The sequence below is a fragment of the [Mycoplasma] cavipharyngis genome (assembly GCF_042984175.1).
Classification (GTDB): Bacteria; Bacillota_I; Bacilli_A; order Mycoplasmatales; family Mycoplasmoidaceae; genus Mycoplasma_N; species Mycoplasma_N cavipharyngis.
Window position 1 is genome coordinate 994032 of the sequence record NZ_CP155569.1, and the last position, 17747, is coordinate 1011778.

General features: G+C 24.9%; 18 protein-coding genes and 1 CRISPR repeat array. Of the genes, 8 read left to right on the top strand and 10 right to left on the bottom strand.

Going from position 1 to position 17747, the window contains the following annotated elements; translation table 4 throughout:
* Positions 1-328 precede the first annotated feature (328 nt).
* The 3 genes from MCAV_RS03960 (at position 329) to MCAV_RS03970 (ending at position 1220) form a co-directional block, all read left to right on the top strand.
* Entirely contained in the window at positions 329-472 is a 144-nt protein-coding gene (locus tag MCAV_RS03960) for a hypothetical protein (RefSeq protein WP_391591821.1), read from the top strand.
* A gap of 326 nt (positions 473-798) precedes the next feature.
* Positions 799-948, top strand: a complete 150-nt coding sequence (locus MCAV_RS03965) for a hypothetical protein (protein WP_391591822.1) — start codon at positions 799-801, stop codon at positions 946-948.
* A 71-nt stretch (positions 949-1019) separates the two neighbouring features.
* A complete protein-coding gene (locus MCAV_RS03970) occupies positions 1020-1220 on the top strand; it encodes a hypothetical protein (protein WP_391591823.1) in 201 nt (66 codons plus the stop codon).
* A gap of 200 nt (positions 1221-1420) precedes the next feature.
* Here MCAV_RS03970 and MCAV_RS03975 read toward each other — a convergent pair whose 3' ends face one another.
* The 4 genes from MCAV_RS03975 to nusA form a co-directional block, all read right to left on the bottom strand.
* Complete coding sequence (locus tag MCAV_RS03975; RefSeq protein WP_391591824.1) at positions 1421-2302, bottom strand: hypothetical protein; 882 nt, start codon at positions 2300-2302, stop codon at positions 1421-1423.
* Between the two features lie 31 nt (positions 2303-2333).
* Positions 2334-2690 (bottom strand): 30S ribosome-binding factor RbfA, encoded by a 357-nt coding sequence (gene rbfA, locus MCAV_RS03980; RefSeq protein ID WP_391591825.1) that lies wholly within the window; start codon positions 2688-2690, stop codon positions 2334-2336.
* Between the two features lie 20 nt (positions 2691-2710).
* Positions 2711-4669 carry a translation initiation factor IF-2 gene (infB, locus tag MCAV_RS03985; RefSeq protein ID WP_391591826.1) on the bottom strand — a complete coding sequence of 653 codons (1959 nt, stop codon included), beginning with the start codon at positions 4667-4669 and terminating at the stop codon, positions 2711-2713.
* Positions 4670-4730: 61 nt separating this feature from the next.
* The gene (gene nusA / locus MCAV_RS03990; protein WP_391591827.1) at positions 4731-6035 is read right to left on the bottom strand and encodes a transcription termination factor NusA; all 1305 of its coding nucleotides are present in this window, start codon (positions 6033-6035) and stop codon (positions 4731-4733) included.
* Positions 6036-6369: 334 nt separating this feature from the next.
* On the opposite strand from nusA, the gene cas9 reads away from it, so the two are divergent.
* The 5 genes from cas9 to MCAV_RS04015 all read left to right on the top strand — a co-directional run bounded on the left by cas9 (position 6370) and on the right by MCAV_RS04015 (position 12411).
* Entirely contained in the window at positions 6370-9729 is a 3360-nt protein-coding gene (gene cas9, locus MCAV_RS03995) for a type II CRISPR RNA-guided endonuclease Cas9 (RefSeq protein WP_391591828.1), read from the top strand.
* 203 nt (positions 9730-9932) lie between these two features.
* A complete protein-coding gene (locus tag MCAV_RS04000) occupies positions 9933-10415 on the top strand; it encodes a hypothetical protein (RefSeq protein ID WP_391591829.1) in 483 nt (160 codons plus the stop codon).
* Between the two features lie 136 nt (positions 10416-10551).
* Entirely contained in the window at positions 10552-11430 is an 879-nt protein-coding gene (gene cas1 / locus MCAV_RS04005; RefSeq protein WP_391591830.1) for a type II CRISPR-associated endonuclease Cas1, read from the top strand.
* Positions 11421-11747, top strand: coding sequence for a CRISPR-associated endonuclease Cas2 (cas2, locus tag MCAV_RS04010; protein WP_391591831.1), 327 nt, complete (start codon positions 11421-11423; stop codon positions 11745-11747). Before cas1 ends, cas2 begins: the two co-directional genes overlap by 10 nt.
* Positions 11731-12411 (top strand): hypothetical protein, encoded by a 681-nt coding sequence (locus tag MCAV_RS04015; protein ID WP_391591832.1) that lies wholly within the window; start codon positions 11731-11733, stop codon positions 12409-12411. Before cas2 ends, MCAV_RS04015 begins: the two co-directional genes overlap by 17 nt.
* Before the next feature lie 91 nt (positions 12412-12502).
* Positions 12503-12802: direct repeats of the CRISPR family, unit length 36 nt; unit sequence GTTTTGGTATGCTAACATTTCCTATATTGCCTAAGC.
* A gap of 30 nt (positions 12803-12832) precedes the next feature.
* On the opposite strand, the gene MCAV_RS04020 is transcribed toward MCAV_RS04015, so the two are convergent.
* From MCAV_RS04020 to MCAV_RS04045, 6 genes are all read right to left on the bottom strand, one after another.
* A complete protein-coding gene (locus MCAV_RS04020; RefSeq protein ID WP_391591833.1) occupies positions 12833-14107 on the bottom strand; it encodes a DNA cytosine methyltransferase in 1275 nt (424 codons plus the stop codon).
* A 23-nt stretch (positions 14108-14130) separates the two neighbouring features.
* Positions 14131-15351 (bottom strand): hypothetical protein, encoded by a 1221-nt coding sequence (locus MCAV_RS04025; protein WP_391591834.1) that lies wholly within the window; start codon positions 15349-15351, stop codon positions 14131-14133.
* Between the two features lie 219 nt (positions 15352-15570).
* Positions 15571-15864 (bottom strand): hypothetical protein, encoded by a 294-nt coding sequence (locus MCAV_RS04030; RefSeq protein WP_391591835.1) that lies wholly within the window; start codon positions 15862-15864, stop codon positions 15571-15573.
* Positions 15865-15872: 8 nt separating this feature from the next.
* Entirely contained in the window at positions 15873-16526 is a 654-nt protein-coding gene (locus tag MCAV_RS04035; RefSeq protein ID WP_391592254.1) for a PTS transporter subunit IIC, read from the bottom strand.
* Positions 16487-16813 (bottom strand): PTS transporter subunit IIC, encoded by a 327-nt coding sequence (locus MCAV_RS04040; protein ID WP_391591836.1) that lies wholly within the window; start codon positions 16811-16813, stop codon positions 16487-16489. Before MCAV_RS04040 ends, MCAV_RS04035 begins: the two co-directional genes overlap by 40 nt.
* 11 nt (positions 16814-16824) lie before the next feature.
* Positions 16825-17022 carry a PTS transporter subunit IIC gene (locus MCAV_RS04045; RefSeq protein WP_391591837.1) on the bottom strand — a complete coding sequence of 66 codons (198 nt, stop codon included), beginning with the start codon at positions 17020-17022 and terminating at the stop codon, positions 16825-16827.
* Between the last annotated feature and the right edge of the window lie 725 nt (positions 17023-17747).

Here is a 17747-nt window from a genome sequence, read left to right on the forward strand (position 1 = left end):
AACTTGTTCCTTTTATTTTCAACATTCTTTTTTATCAGAAAGGATTAATAACAGATATATAAGTTAGATCAAATATCCAATGCTTGTTTTGCTATGTTAGTATTTCAATAACTATTTAAGTCTTAAAAGACATTATCAAGATATAAAAATCTTTATAAATCAAAAAATGTAGTAAAAAATTGAATGAGAGTAAAAAAGATAATAATAAAATTTTTAGGTTTATGAAGTGCAATTTATATCAAGATTATTAGAGACTAAAATCAGATACAAATCCCAAACTAATAAGGCAATATAAGAGATTATGCGGATTTGAATCAACTTTTAGTACTTGCAAATATGAAAAAGTTATAATTCAGTAATAATTCATGACAGAGAAATTTTTGTACCTAAAAATTCTAATGCTAAAGGCTTACTAACTAAAGATTCTTATATTGATGCAAACAAAATTTATTATATTAAAAAACAGAACTAGAAAAATTTATTGATCAAAAAGAAGTTTATTATAACGAATATCTTGATCCTTTATTTAACAGATTATTTATTATGTATTATTAAATAATATGATGTCATTTTCTTTAAATTGTTCTTTAATTAAAGTCTTTTTTGATCAAGATCATCAAAAATTTAAAAGTAGAACAGATTATACTAATAAAAAATTACTCGATTATGAATATCATAATTTAATGGCAAGCGGAAAATATTAGTAATGATAAAAAGATGGGATTCAACACAATTTATTAATTTATAATTGCAAATAAATATGAAGCAACTTTTGATTTTCTAAAACCTTTTCAAAGTTTGTATTACAGTATTAAAGAAGAATTTATAGAATATAAGTTAGACAATCAATCATATTTTAAGGCGACTGAAATTCTTTATAGTCCACTAAAAGAATGGTATCAAAGTAGTTGGGATATTTTTAATCATTCAACATTTAATAATGAGTAAAAACAATACGAAAATGATTGCACAAAATCAATGATTATAAGACTTATTTAACCTATAAAGAAGAAAAAATAATGAAAGAATTGCATCAGCAGCGAAAAATAATATCTTTAATTGAATGATTAGAAAATTTAAATCAAAAAAAATTATTATTATCAAAGACAGAATTAATTGCTCTAAAAAATAATCCACTTGAACCAAAAACAAAACAGATCTTGTTTGAACATTTAAAAAATCAAGGAATTGAAGTTGATCTTAATGATAATTTAAAATAATTTAAAAGAAAATATTATGTGGAACATAAAGTAATTCTTGATTATCTAAAAGAATTTAATTTAGCATATTTTAAAAAATCAATTTAATTAAAAAAATCATTAAAACAAATAGTTAGCAAAAATTAATCAGCATTTATTAAGTGCTGATTTTTTTATCATATATTAATTAAAAAATTTAATTTTAAATAACAATCTTAGATTTAACTAAATCAAACAGGAAAACTGTATGAATAATAAGCAATAATTAAGCCAACATCAATTAAAACAAAAATAGCAGCAAATGCTAAAAAAATGACCATAAAATAATGGAAGTTACGCGATCTATTAGCACCATTAATAGCAACAAACCATGTCGTAAATAAGAAGAAATAGGGCAGAATTAAAAAGATAATTGCTAAAGTAGCAAAAGTATAACTAGCAGTTCTTAAATTGGCAATGTTATTAGCAAAACTAGCATTACTAGTAATAATGTATGCTTGTGGAACTAAAGATAAAATCGCAATAAAACCAGTTGCTAAAAATAACATGATTAAACTAATAAATGTTTCGATTTTTCAAATTCGTCTAAAGCCTTGCTGATCACGCAATTGTAAATCAGTATAAGTTAGAAAATCACTATTTTTAATTTCTTTTTGTCGATTAGTTTTAACTCTAATTTGATCATAACTTTTTCAATTATCAGTTTCTAGTTGATAATTGAAACGGGATCGATAAACTTGAGGATGATTTTCTAAACTGAAAATTTTAGTAATTTGTTTTCATTTTTGTTGAAATCATTTTTTACGATAATCTTCAACTAATAATTGTTTGAAAACAATTCTTTTATTTTTAATTTCAGCTAAAGTTTTCTGTTTTAGTTCATCATCAATTTTAGTAATTAAACCTTGAGCATTAATTACTTCTTCTAAATCAGTTTCAATGTTAGTAAAAGTCGCTTCAGGGTTATGAATCGCGTCATTATTATGAGTTAAAAATAAATTAGCTAGTTCTAAATCAGTTTTATGACTAACTTCATGAATTGCTGCATCTAAACTATCTTCAGCAATATAATCATCTTCAACTTTTTTGATTCTAATACTCATAAGAACAATTGATTTTTTCTTTTCTTATAATTTATTTTTTAATTCTTTTTAATGATTGATCAATTAAGGCTTCAATTTTATTGGCTTGTTCAATCAAATCATCATAAACAAAAGTGATTTCTGGTATTCTATAAATTGTTAGTTTTTGCGCTAAAATTTTTTTAAATCATCCCTTAACTTTATTAAGATTATCAATCACTACTTGGTTTGATTGATGACCAAACTGATCAACATAAACAGTTAATCAACTTTTATCATTACTTAATTTTACATCAGTAAAACTAATCTGACGATAACATTGATCATCAAATTCAGTAATTAAACTTTGATTCAAAATGCTTAAAATCGTTTTTTCTAAACGTTTAATTTGGTTTGATTTTTCTTTCATGAATTAAAGCTCTTTTAGTTTTATTTCTTTTTATTTTTTTTACTAGATTGATCATCTTGTAAGTCTAAACCTTGATGTTGCACTTCTAGTTTAATTTCAAATGCTTCAATTAAATCATTTTCTTTTAAGTCTTGAAAGTTTTCTATAGTAATGCCACAATCATTATTAACTAAAATTTCTTTAACATCTTTTTTACCATGACGTAGTGAATTTAATTTAGAAGTATAAATTAAAATGCCATCACGAATCACGCGAATAGAACAATTACGCACTAGTTTACCTGATGTTACATGACATCCACCAATTACACCAATTGCAGAATGTCTTCATAATTGTTGTACTACTGCTTCACCTAAAATTGTTTCAACTTCAATCGGATCAAGTGAACCTAACATTAATTGTTTCACTTCATCAATTAAGTTGTAAATGATGTTATGAAATCTAATTACTAAACCGCTTGTTTGAGCAATACTACGAATAATTTTAGTTGGTTTAACATTAAAACAGAAAATGGTGGCATTAGAAATTTTAGCTAATTGCAAATCTGATTCATTTAATGAACCAGTATTAGCACTAATAATTTTTAGATTAATTTTATCAACAACAAGTTTATCTAAAGAACTTTTAATTGCTTCTAAACTACCATGAACATCAGTTTTAACAATAATATTAACTCGTTTTGAACCATCAGTTGTTGTATTTTGATTATTAAGTAAATTAAAAATTCGTTCTTTTCATTTTTTCTCAGAAATTTTCTGATAAATGATTTTGGCACTTTTCTCATCTTTAAGCGCAAAAAACTTATCACCAGATTGGGGGATATCTAATAATCCAGCAATTTTAACTGGAGTTGATGGACCTGCTAATTCAATTGCTTCTAATTGATCATTATGCATAATTCTTACTTTTCCAGTTGTCGAATTTAAAGCTAAATAATCGCCCTTAATTAAAGTTCCATTTTGTACTAGTAATGTTGCAATTGGACCATAACCTTTATCTAAATGTGATTCAATAATTGTCCCATATGCTAAACGGTGTGGATTAGCACGTAATTCAGATAATTCTGCCACAAATAAAATTAGTTCTAATAAATCATCAATCCCTTGATTGTTTTTGACTGAACCTTCAACACAAACAACATCACCACCAAGACTTTCAACAACTAATTTTTGATCATATAATTGTGATTTAACTAAATCAGGATTAGCAGTTGCTAAATCCATTTTATTAATGAAAACAATAATTTTTACTCCAGCATCACGAGCATGATCTAATGCTTCAATTGTTTGTTGTTTAACCCCATCATCAGCAGCAACAACTAAAACGACAATATCAGTAACACTAGCACCACGAGCGCGCATTTTGGTAAACGCTTCATGACCAGGAGTATCTAAAAAAGTAATTTTTTTATCGTTTTTAATTACTTGGTATGAACCAATGTGTTGAGTAATCCCACCATGTTCGGTTTTAGTTACATTAGTTGTTCTAATTTTATCTAATAAACTAGTTTTCCCATGATCAACATGACCCATAATTGTTACTACTGGTGGACGTGGTTCTAAAGTTGTTTGATCATCTTCAAATGCTAAAGTATTTAATAAATTCTCTTCACTAGCAACTTGATCACGTTTTTCAAAATCATAACCAAATTCTAAACATAATTCACCAATCTGATCTTCTGTTAAAATCATATTAACTGTTACAGGAATATTTTTTAGAAATAAATACTTAATAATTTCAGCTGATGTTTTATTAATTTTTGTAGCAAACTCATTAACTGATAAGGCTGAAGTGAAGACAAAAACATTATTTTTTAAACCAGTTTGTGGTTCACTGAAAGATCTTTTTAAATCAAAATCAGTACGATCATCAACCTTTTTTTTCTCATAATTTTTATTTTTAGTCCGGCTTGATTGAGAATTATTAGTTTTTTTAGAACTAGTGTTATTAGATTTATAGTTAGTTTTTTTTTGGTGCATGCTTTTAAATATTCCTTAATAAGTTTAGTTTAAGAGTTTTTTAATAATTAAAAATTTAAGTTTAATACTGATCATCTTCATCATCAAAATCATGATTAGAATCACTTTGTTGTGATCGTTGAAATTCATCTAATAACTGACTATAACCTTGTTGGTGTTTATGAAAAATTCGTTCTGATAAACTAGTATAACTACTATATAAGTTTTCATCAACTAACTGATAATCAATATCTTCTTCACGAGCTTCAACTACAGTTTTAACATCAATGTTTCATCCTGTTAGTGAAGAGATTAGTTTGATATTAGTACCTTTTTTACCAATTAATGATAAATAACTAGCTGGATCAGTAATAAAAATAATATCCTTATTATCTAGCATTGAATAACCTAAAATCTTTCCAGGAATAGCACAATTAACTGCTAGTTTAATTGGATCATCACTTCATTCAATGACATCAATTTTCTCATTTAATAACTGATTAGAAATTTGCTTAATCTTTTTACCACCAGGACCAATACATGCACCAACTGGATCAACTGATTGAGTATTAGATCAAACAGCAACTTTTGATTTTTGTCCAGCAATTCGAGCAATCGCTTTAATTTCTACAGTACCATCACTAATTTCACTAATATTATCAGTCATTAATTTACGGACAATTTCAGGACTAGTTCGTGTTAAGTTAACTGGTCAACCTGAAGTGTATTCATGCACATCTTTAATATAAAATAAATAAGTTTGGTTAGGTTCAAGTTTTTCAATAATTTTATTACCAAAACGATCAGTTGTTTGAATCATTTCGTGTTTAGTAATATATGCTTGAGTTGTTTCACCTTCATCATTATGTAAAACAACAACAGCACCACGTAAGTCTTTGTTATTAACAATATCAATTTTTTCAACCTTACCTCAAATTACTTGGTTTTTATATTTAATTCATTTATCACAAGTCATACGATTAACTGTTTCAATAATTAGTTGGTTAAAAATACTTAAAATCGAACGAACAAATTTTTTATCAAACTGATCAATATCAACCCGTTCACGTAAAAAATCATTTAATTGAATTGTGATTTTATTTCTTTGAGCAATTTTTTCTGCTTTTGATCAAGGAATCAGTGTTTCATCATCCTCATCTCCTTCATTAAAATAAAATTGATCAGAAACAATTTTAAGATAACGTCACATCGTAATTTGACCAATGTTCAAATTAACTTCAACTTGAATGTGATTACTTGGAAATTCTTTTAAATAGACTTGTTTAAATGAGTCAGCTAAAATATGTGCTACTTTTTCAACCTTTAAATTATTTTTAGTAGCAACTGCATAAATGTGAGTAATTAAAGGGTTTTGAGTGTTATTCATGAATTAAAAAACTATTAGTAATTTTGAGATTTCTTCTTGTGATTAGCAAGAATAAAGGAGCAAGATTGATCAAAATCCCGCTCCTTTGTATTTAATATAATTAAGAATATATTTTACTATAAAAAAGTGATTAATTTAATTTTTATTTTATTAATTTGAAAATGCGTATTAAAATAAAATTGCTAGATATAATCTAATTAACTTACTTATTTAACTTATTGATCATCAAGTTTTTGTTTTAAAGTGTGATTGAAAATATTTATAAGTTTTGCTATTTGTTTTACTAACAATTGATAATTAGAATTATCAAGAATAAGATCAGTATAAAATTTCCATGGAAAAAAATAATCAAAAAAGAGTCAAAATTGGTGTTGATGTTGGAATTGCTAGTGTTGGATGAGCGATTTTAGATGCAGAAAATAATACTATTATTAAAAATGGTGTAAGGTTGTTTAAAACAACTGATGATCTTAAAACTGGAGAATTAAAGTCTCAAGCACGTAGGGCATTTAGAACTTATCGTAGAAGATTATCACGGATTAAAACGAGAAAACGTGATGCCATTTTATTATTTATGAAACATGGTTTATATGTTTCAGAACGTTTTTCATATTGTGTTGGTTTAAAAGTTAGTCAAGAATTATTAAACGAATTTAGAGATTATCTTGATTTTAAAAAAGGTGAAAAATTTAATGTTTATCACCATCGAAGAAAATTATTAACTACTAGTGATGATCATAAACTAAATTTCTTAAGAGCCATTTATTGGTATTTAACTAATCGTGGGTTTAATTATGGTGATAATGAAGAGGAAGAAGAAAAAGAAGAACTAAATTCAGAAGAAGTAGCTGAAAAACCTAAAAAGAAAAAAACTGCTGCAAATGCAGATGAAGCAACATCTGAAACTAAAAAAGAACCTGAACCAACAGCTAAATTTATTGAATACATTAAAGCAATTGAAAAAGATAAACATCCAGTTGAAGTGCAATTACTTCTAGAAGATGAAAAATATTTACCACAAGAATTTGTTGGTCTAACTAAAATTCATAAAATTAAAGGAATTATTAATAATATTTTTCACCGTGAAGATTATCAAGAAGAATTAGAAACTATCTTAAACCAACAAAAATATTTAAGTGATGAATTTCGTCAAGAATATCTTGATATTTTTAAACGTCAACGTGATTTTCAATATGGTCCAGGTAGTGATAAATCACCAACTAAATATGGTTTATGGCAATTAAATAAAGATGGTGAAGTTAAAAAGAAATATGAAAATCTTTGATTAAAAAATACTTCTAGATGTTCAGTATATCCTAAAGAACTAGTTGCTCCTGATGTTTCTTTTTCTAACTACATTTACAAATTTGCTTCATATTTAAATACTCTTTCTTATAAATCTGATTCTGAAGTTGAAAAACTAAATTTTCAATTCAAAAACCAATTACTCAATCAAGTTTTTGCAAAAGGAATATTTGAAATAAAAAAAATTAAAAATAGTGATATTCTAAAAGCATTTCAAACTCAACTAAATAATCCTAATATTGAAATGGTTGATATTGAAGGTTGATTAACAAATTTTGGTCAATCAAATAAATCTCAAGATAAAAAAAGTAAAAAAGCAATTGAAGAATTTCCAATTAAACCAAAATCATTAACTAAATTGTTTGATGCTTTTCAAAAATCGGGCTTTAGTTTAATTGAAGAATTAAAATCAAATAATTTTTATGAAGATAATAAAGAATTTATTAAACTAATTGATGATTTATCTTCTTTTTTAAACTGTTATCTTACTCCAAAATCACGATTAGATAATTTTGACAAAAAATTTTCAATTAATCCTACAAAAACAATTAATTTAAAAAAATTAATTAAAAGTATTTTTAAATCAGAAAACTTTGAACAATCAATTGACACATTTAAAAAAATATTAAGTGAGTTTAAAAAATCTGATTTTTCAGGAACAGCATCACTTTCATATGTTGCACTTGAACTTGAAATTCCTTACTTATTTCAACACAATTGAAATCATATGGAATATCTTAAAGAAGTAGGTAATTTCAGTCAAGAAAGCGCCTTAAAATACAACTTTGAAAAATATCCTAACATTAGACATTTAACTTTTGAATGGATTGAAAATGTTGCAACATCACCAACTGTTAAAAGATCTGTAAAACAAACTGTTAATGTTTTAAATGCTATTTTTGATTGGTCTAAAAAAGAAAAGATTATTATTGATTCAATTAGTCTAGAAATCCCTAGAGATCGAAATAATAAAGATGAAAGAGACAGAATTGCTAATATTAATAAAAGAAACAAAAAACTTAGAGAAGACTTTATTAAAGAAGGTCGTGGTAATCCTGATACTGATTTAGCTCGTTTTCTAAAGTATAAATTATGAATCGAGCAGAACTATTGTGATGGTTATACTGGTGAAAGAATTCAATGAGAATATATTGATAATTATGAAATTGATCATATCATTCCATATTCAATGTGTTTTGATGATTCAATGAATAATAAAATCTTAACTCATAAAGATAACAACCGTCGTAAGGGTAAAAGAATTCCACGAGAATGAGATTATTTTTCTAATGAAAAATTTAAAGCAATGGAGAAAAAATGATATCAATGATATGGTAAAGATGAAAAAGGTAAGTTTTATAAAAATAAGAAAAAACTTGATTTCTTATTAATTACTGCTAAAGAAATTCTTGAAGATAAACTAGGATTTATTGGTCGAAACCTATCTGATACAAGATATGTTGCTACTGAAATTTTAACTGCTCTAAAACATTTTTTAGCATGTCAAAAAGATCAGAATCCAATTTTTGATACAGAGTCTAAAGTTTTAATTATTACTGGTCAAACAATTAATGCTTTAAGAAAACTATCATATAAGTTAAGAAATCCAATTCAAACTTTAAGCTTGAATGATTCTGATAATAAAAACAATCAAAAAAATCATGATCAAGAACAATCAACTAATTTAGCAACTACTGAGTCAGAAAATAGTTTAGATAGTCAAGAAGAATCGAATCAAAATAATCAAGAACAATCTAACCAAAACGATTCAGAGAAAAAAACAAAACCAAAAGTTAAAGATCGTGATTGACACGGTCATCATGCTCAAGATGCCGTTTTGATTGCTTATGCTACTTCAATTCCTAAAATTAATAATATTGCTAAAAGATACTCAGGATCATTACCTGGTGCTAAAGAATATAATAAGAATGATAATGTTGAAGTAAATGAATTTCAAAAACGCAAAGCTGAATTGGCTGAAGAAGAACGTAAAAATAATCCTTGATTTAATGAAAAATTAAACGATTTAATTAATGAAATTAATTCTAAAAATACTGAAATTCAATTTTCTAGAAAGATTGAATTTTTAGCTAATACTCAATTTCATAATGAAACACTTTATGCAGGAAAACATTTAATTAATAAAAAAAATGAACTTGAGTTGTATCAAGTTAAGTCAAAAAATTTAATTGATTTAGATGAAAAAGATTTGAAAAAGTTTTTTGAAGTGAATACAAAACCAAATGAACTTTTAATGTCAAATGAATTATGAAATTGTTTAAAAACAATTTATCATAATTACAGTGGTGAAAAAAAGATCATCCGTTTAGAAGGGCGATTCAAGATCAAAGAGAGAATAGCAATAATGAATTTAAATATAATCCATTAAATGAAAAAGGATTAATAGTTAAATATATTACTAAAAACAATAAAACAGTTATTACTAAAGTTAATAAAATTCGTCATCTTAATAAATCAAGTAAAAATTTAACTCAAATTCATCAATTAAAAAATTCTAATTCATTTTTTGAATCATTTAATTGACTTTGAGTTGATCTATATTCATATCGAGTTAAAGGCAAATTAAAATATTTGCCTGTACCTGCAAATTCGCTTAATATTATGATTTATGATGATATTAGAAAAGTTAAAGATTTTGATCATAGTAGTGTTGAAAATTCTCAAAAACTTAACATTCCTAAACAATTACCAAATCCAAAAGCAGCCTATAAAGCAAAATATTATGATTATATTTTTAACAAATTAGGAAAAGATATTAAAAAAGTGGAAAACTTTAAATTAGTTTGTCGCATTTTTAGAAATACAATTTTTAGAAAAAGAGATGAAGCAAATAATCATCAATCTTTAATATATGCTGCTTCATTTATAATGACTGATAATAGATTCGATTTTAAACCTTTAAATTTTCAAAGAAAACAACAGGTTTTCAAAGTAATTACTTCACTTTTACAAGAAGGTTATAGAGAAATTGTACATCTAGATTATTTAGGCAATATTAAAAAAGTACAAAATTTACTTGCTGATAATGAATTTGCTGATATTCAAGAACAATAAAATGCAACATTATTTGATAAACAATATTTAAACTAAAAAACTTTCAAGTTAAATAATTTGGAAGTTTTTTAGTTAATATTAAGTAACATTTTAGATTTAAAATTTATATTGTTAGAAAACAAAAGAGAAATTATTTGTGGGTTGAAAAACAATTGTCATTTCTTCTAATGAAACCTTACGACTTTATTTAAATAATTTAGAAATTGAAAACGATAGTCGGAGAATTTTAATTCCAATGTATGATATTGATACAATCGTCATTGAAAGTTATACTGCTGTTTATAGTAATAAACTAATTGAAACTTTAATGAAACATAACATTAATTTAATTTTATGTGATTCTAAACATATGCCATTTGTTCAAATGATCCCCATTCAAGGTCATCATAATTCTTTAAAAATTTTAGAACAGCAAATTAAATGAGATGCTAATTATCGCAATTCATTATGAAAAAGAATTGTTAGTAATAAAATCACTAATCAAAAAGCTACTTTACTAAAATTAAATATTGTTTTCAATAAAGATATTTTTAAATACTATATTGATAACATTCAAGATTTAGATATTTTAAATTCTGAAGGTAATGCTGCTAAATATTATTGAAAATGTTTGTTTGGCAATAAATTTATTAGAGATTATAGTTGTCAAAAATTTCATCAAATTAATAGTTATTTAAATTATGGCTATAGTATTTTACGTGGTATGGTAGCACGATCAATTATTAAAAAAGGATTAGATCCAAGAATTAGCATTTTCCATCGTTCTTTTCTAAATTTTTTTGCACTAGCTTCAGATCTAATGGAAGTTTTTCGTCCATTAGTTGATTATCAAGTTTATCAATTATTACAAACAGAAACAAAATGAAATGTGATTAAAGAAGAAATTATTAAAAGTTTATCTAACTACAAAATTAAAGTTAATCAAAAAGAGTTTTATTTAAATAATGCAATTGATATTTATATTGAAAAATTACAAACAGGGCAAAATTTAGAATGAGTCGATTTATGAGATTAGTTCTTTTTTATGATTTACCATTTGATACTGAAAAAAATCGAAAAGTTTATACTCGTTTTCACAAATGAATTACTAAACGTGGTTATTTAATGTTACAATTTTCAGTATATTATAAAACAATTCCTGCAACCCAAAAATATAGTATTGAATTGCAAGCGATTAAAAATAATGCTCCTAGATTAGGTAATGTGCGTTTATTAAAAGTTAGTGAAAAACAATTTATTGATATGGATATTATTTGTGGTGAATTATCAATTAATGAAAAATATAATGGCGCAGAACGCTATATTAGAATAGACAATGATCTTGAAGAATAAAGGTAGTATTCTTGAATTAAAGAATTCTAAAATCATTTTTACTAATAATTTATTTGATCTGTGATTGCAAATCAAAATCAATAATGATAATGCAATCATAATTTCACCACTAACTAACTTAAAAGATTTGTATAATTTAAAAAATAAATCACCACTTTATAATTACATTCAACCTTATTTAACTGATCATTTAGTTAATGAACCATTTTTAATGAAATTAGAAAATCAATTAAATGAAAAATTTGGTCCTATATTTAACTACAATTTAAATAGTGCAAAATTATTAAATGATTTATTAGAAATTGAAAACCAACACTTAAACATTGATCTTTTAAGAAAATATTTAAAAGAACTTGTTCCTTATTTAAAAGGCGTACCGATTGTCATCATGGGATTTGATCAATATTTTATTGATCTTCTAAAAGAATCAAATCATTACAATCAGTTATTTTGTTTAACAACTAATTTATCTAAATTTAATTTAACTAAAAGTTATGCTGAATTATTAGTTTTTGATGTTAATCAAAAATCATTTCTTGAAGTAAAAGAATTTGATTTGTTAAAGAATTTTTTTGAAAACCAGTTAGGTAAATATTTATCAGATGAAGAAATGTTAAACTATTTAACTTCTTTTAATATTAAAGACATTTTAGAAAAATTTTAATAGTTATTCAAGTTTTAAATGAGTTTTCCCCATAGATTATAGATTTTCCCCAATAAATATTGCCCTTTTTTGAAAAAAATGTCGAAAACAGGTTTTGGTATGCTAACATTTCCTATATTGCCTAAGCCATGTAACTAAACTGCTTTTTGAAAAATCCGTTTTGGTATGCTAACATTTCCTATATTGCCTAAGCTTGAAAAAAATACGCGTATATGATATTTTTGTTTTGGTATGCTAACATTTCCTATATTGCCTAAGCTTAGATTTAGAGATAATGTTGATAACCTGAGTTTTGGTATGCTAACATTTCCTATATTGCCTAAGCATGACCAGAAAAACATTGATATGGTGTTAAGTTTTGGTATGCTAACATTTCCTATATTGCCTAAGCTAGACTAGTTCAGGTTAGAGTAATAAAATATTATTTGCTTGTTTGAATTGAAGAATTATTGTTTATATTTTTGTTTTTTATATGTTGAAGTAATTGTTCAATGATATAAGTAATTACTTCAACATTAACAGCATTACCAAACTGTTTGTATGCTTGATGGTCATTAGGATTAATTTTAAATCAATCAGGAAAACTTTGTAATCTGGCCGCTTCTCTTGGAGTTAATTTTCGTTTTACTTTACCAATAATTGGAATTTGCACCATAGCAACTAATGCTGGAAATAAAGTAGGAGCTTTAACTCGCACTCCTGAAGGACGAAATTGAATCAAACCATCTCATAATGATTGACAAGAAGTGCCACACTGTCATTCTAGTTTGCGTTTTGATAAAGGAAAATCATTTAAATCATTTCATTTTTTTAATCATTTATCAATAAATTTTTTGTTATATTGATAAAAATACCGGTTTTTAGCAATAAAATTCTTTTTTCATTCGTATTTAACATTACTATAATCATCAGTTTTTCTAAATTCTGATACTCAAACAGGAAAACCCAAAACTCCTTGATATTTTGCTTTAAAATATTTTTTAGTTTTTGTTTGTTTGTTCACTTTAATCATAGGAACATATTTAATTCCTTTAATAAATTGATCCCAACAAGTAATAATTTTTTCTTCAAGTTCAGAAATATAATATTTAGGATCAACATTAGTTTCTAAAATTTGAGAATCTAAAAAACTAATTTTATTACTAGTTTTATTAGGTAATTGCACATTAATTTTTTTAATTCCTAATGATTTATGGATTCCAATAATTACTACTCGTTCTCTTAGTTGTGGTATTCCTAAATGATGTGGACTAATAATTATTGGTTCTTCATTAATAACATAACCTAATTTTTTTAAACTATTGCTAATTGTTGCTCAAGTACGGCCTTTATCGTGTGAAGCCAAATTTCTAACATTTTCTAAAATAAAATAATTAGTTTGATGATGCTCTAAAATTTTGCAAATTTGAAAAAACAATGTTCCTTTATTTTGATCTTTAAAACCTAATCTTTGACCCGCTTTAGAAAAGGCTTGACAAGGAAAGCCAGCACATAAAAAATCATGATCAGGAATTGTTGCAGGATCAATTTTAGTAACATCATAACATGCATCAATACCATAATTTTCTTTGTATGTTTCAATTGCATATTGATCAATTTCTGCTGCAAAAACACATTCACCAAATTTATTCATTGCTTGATGAAACCCACCAATCCCTGCAAAAAGATCAATAAATTTAAACTTCCTTTTTCTCATTGCCAACTCTTTTTCTAATTCGATTAAAATTTGTAAGTAAATATTAAACTGTTATTAATATTTTCTTTATTTAATAAAAATTTTACTGATCTTGCTGATTTTTTAACATCAGAATTATGTCCTTGATGAAAATCAGAAGCAATATGATCAATGTTAGTATGATTTAGTTCAAATATATACATTCTTTTAAAATTAACTGAATGCTTCATTCGTTTTTGATAACTAATATGATTGTTTATTTGATAATTAAGATCAATTAGTTTCATTCTAGCAATTGCCATAACACTATTTTGATTAATGTCTTTAATTGTTTCATGTTCATAAACAATGTATCAAATCCGACCATACTGATTAATTGCTGCAATTGTATTGTTCTGATCATTACCAGGCATCAATTTCTTTTTAAGATCAGAAGATTTTAAATCACCATAAAAATTAAATTTAGCAAAATATAAGTCAAAGTCTAATCCTTTTTGCTTTTGATTAGCAGTATAGGACATAATTGCTTCACAATTTTCTTGTTGAATAAACTGAGCAATTTTAAATTCTAAAAATCAACCTGGTCATTCTGTTGCTTTAGCTTGATATCAACAATGATCCAACATTTCTTTAATACAATGATCAGCTCTTAATCATTGTTTAAAATTAAATTGTTGATTAAACTTAATAAATAATTGTAAAATCGGATTGAATTCAATTTCCTGATTAAAAAATTTTTTTAAATGAGTGCTTTTAATAACTGTAATTTGATTTTGATTAAAATCTTGTTTTTGAAAAATACCGTTGTATCAGCCTTGATATAAATCATTGATATAAACATGAGCAGAAGAAGAGTTCATTTTTTGATCAAAATAATCACTAATTCTAAAATCACAATAAATCTCAAATTGATTATAATGATAAATGCCAATAATATTAACAGTAGTATTAGACTGATTAATATGAGCAGTAATAAAATCTTTATATCAAGTTTTTAATTGGATTCGTTTTTTAAAAATTGGATGTGGTTTGCTTAAATATGTAATTGATGCAACAATTAAATAATGATTCAAACCATTGTTTTGGTATAAAAAAACATTTTTAAAACGATTAAATTTAATTGGAATAACACTATTTCCTAATGCTTTTTTTAAAGCATGAAGTAAATCAGATGATTTTTTTAATGGTTGATCATAATCAATAATAATTTGTCCTTGAGCATTAATTTGTTCACTTTTATTCACTTGTTGTTTGACTTTGATCATTAGAAACTAAAATTTTAACAATAATTTTGATATTTATTATTAAATAATTTGAAAATATTTAAATAATCAAAAATCATAACATACAGAAAAATTAAAAATAAATTTTTTGACCAAAAAAAGAGTAGGAATACATTTTAGAAGGGATTTAAGAATGTATTCTTACTTTGTTTTATTTTAAAATAATCAAAAAACTTAGTGTTGTGTTTGTATAACAATCATTTAATTGTTTTTTATTTTTTTATAATAATTTATTTTTAAAAATCATTTTTTAGCACATTTCTTAATTAAGTTTTCTAAAATCAAACCACAATATACAATAATTGATCCAACTAGAATTATCATTTTGTGAGTTAAACCTAAAACACCAATAAATGGACCAATTAAATAATCAGAATCAGATCAGTTTAAATGATTGGGATCAAGATTAGCATTATTTATAAGGTGATTAATAGTTTCATTATTAACTAAATTTCAATTACCAAGAAAAGTAATAGGAACAAAACTAGTTAGCATCCCTAAAATTAATGGTCCAATAATTGCACCAATAATTCCACCTTTAGCATTACCAAAAGCCCCAGGCCCCTGCGTCCGTAAAAAAAATGAATTATTAAACTAGGTAAAATTAGTGCAGAAATTAAATTTGTTTTAACTAAAACCGAACTTAACCCTAATGCAAGCATACCTCCAAGTAATGAACTGAAAAAGCCAATAATTATCGCGTTAGGTGCATAAGTAAAAACAATTGGAACATCAACTGCTGCTTTAGCATTTTTAATTAGCTTCTGACTAATCCCTTCAAACATAAAGATTAGTGGAGCAAGAAACGTTTTTGTTCCATATAAAATAATTTGAACTCCTGCACTAAAAGTTAATGCTAAAACAAACATCGTAATTACTCAATTACGCTCACTAAACAGATTAACAATCGCTTCATAACCATTTTTAGCAATTCAACCTTGTTTTTGATCAAATGTTTGAAATTGACCAATTTCATACATAATGCCACTAGGAAGAAAAATTAAAAAGCAAAACAACATACTAATAATGGCAAAAACAACTAAATAATTTGATAAAAACTTTAATTTTTTTTGATCATTGAATTGCTTCAGTTGATAAAATTGGTTTTTTGCTGATTTTAAGCAATGATTTCACCAATTAAACCAGTTAATGCATAAGCAAAACCATTACTATTGGCAATTGCAATTTGATCTGATTTAACAATTAAACGAACATAACGTTGTTGTAGTCGTGGTGAAAGTACCATATAGACTGCAAGAAATAATGAACCAGCAGTGAGAGCAATTGCATAATCAGTATTATTATTAACAAAGTCTAAACCAATGGCATACATGACACTTGCAACCATTAATGATAAGTAGAAAAGAATGTGACCTGATAAGAATAAGTATTTAAAACGCGATAATCAAGCAAGAATAATATTAGCAACAATGGCAACAACCATAATTAATGAACCTAGCTTTCAATTGGTTTTAATGTTTGATTAATAATCGTTGCTAATAAATGATGATTAGGAATGATTCCTTTTAAGTCATAAGTTACTTCCATGACAATTTGAAATTGTTCTAATGAATTAACTAACATAACTACACATGCGCCTAAAATTAAAAACCCAACAAAGACTTTAAAACTACTAGTAATAATTTTGGTCATTGATTCTTTTTTTTAAAAGTTCACCAATAATACTAAAAACAACAATTAAGAAAGCTAGAATAACAATAAAATCTTTAATGAAATTAAGAAATCATATAATTGATTTTGATTAGTTTATATATTAATGAATAAAAATAAAATAATTGGAATTTAAAATAATTTTTAGTTTTATTTTAATGATTAGTGTGTCTTAATTTAATAATAATTAAACTAATAATTAAGGAAAACCTGATATGATCAATAAACTTATTCGTTTAATAATTATAGAAAATAGACTAGAAACTAACTTTAGTAGTTTTATCAACTAAATTTAATAGAATATTAACTTGTATTGTGAACCTAACTAATAATCAACTTCTATTTCTCATAACGATTAGTATCATATAAATATGTTTGTTTCGTTTTAAGAACCTAATTATAGAATCAATTCTACCATTACCAGTCTGAATATATTCAAACATAAGAATTTTGATTTCTAACAAATTCTTTTCACTTTCTTAATAAAATTTTTTTAAAGATAATTTTAATTGGTTTAAAACTAATTTTACTTCTTTATTTACTAGGGTTTTTAGCATTATAAGAAGTATTTAAAAATTAGTTTTTTTATCTTCAAAACCAAAATATTTTTTTAAAAAAATTGTTTAATTTTAGTATTTTGTGCTATTTAAGAAATGATTAAAAAATGATTTAAGGTGATTAATTAATGATGAAGTTAGTTATAAAAA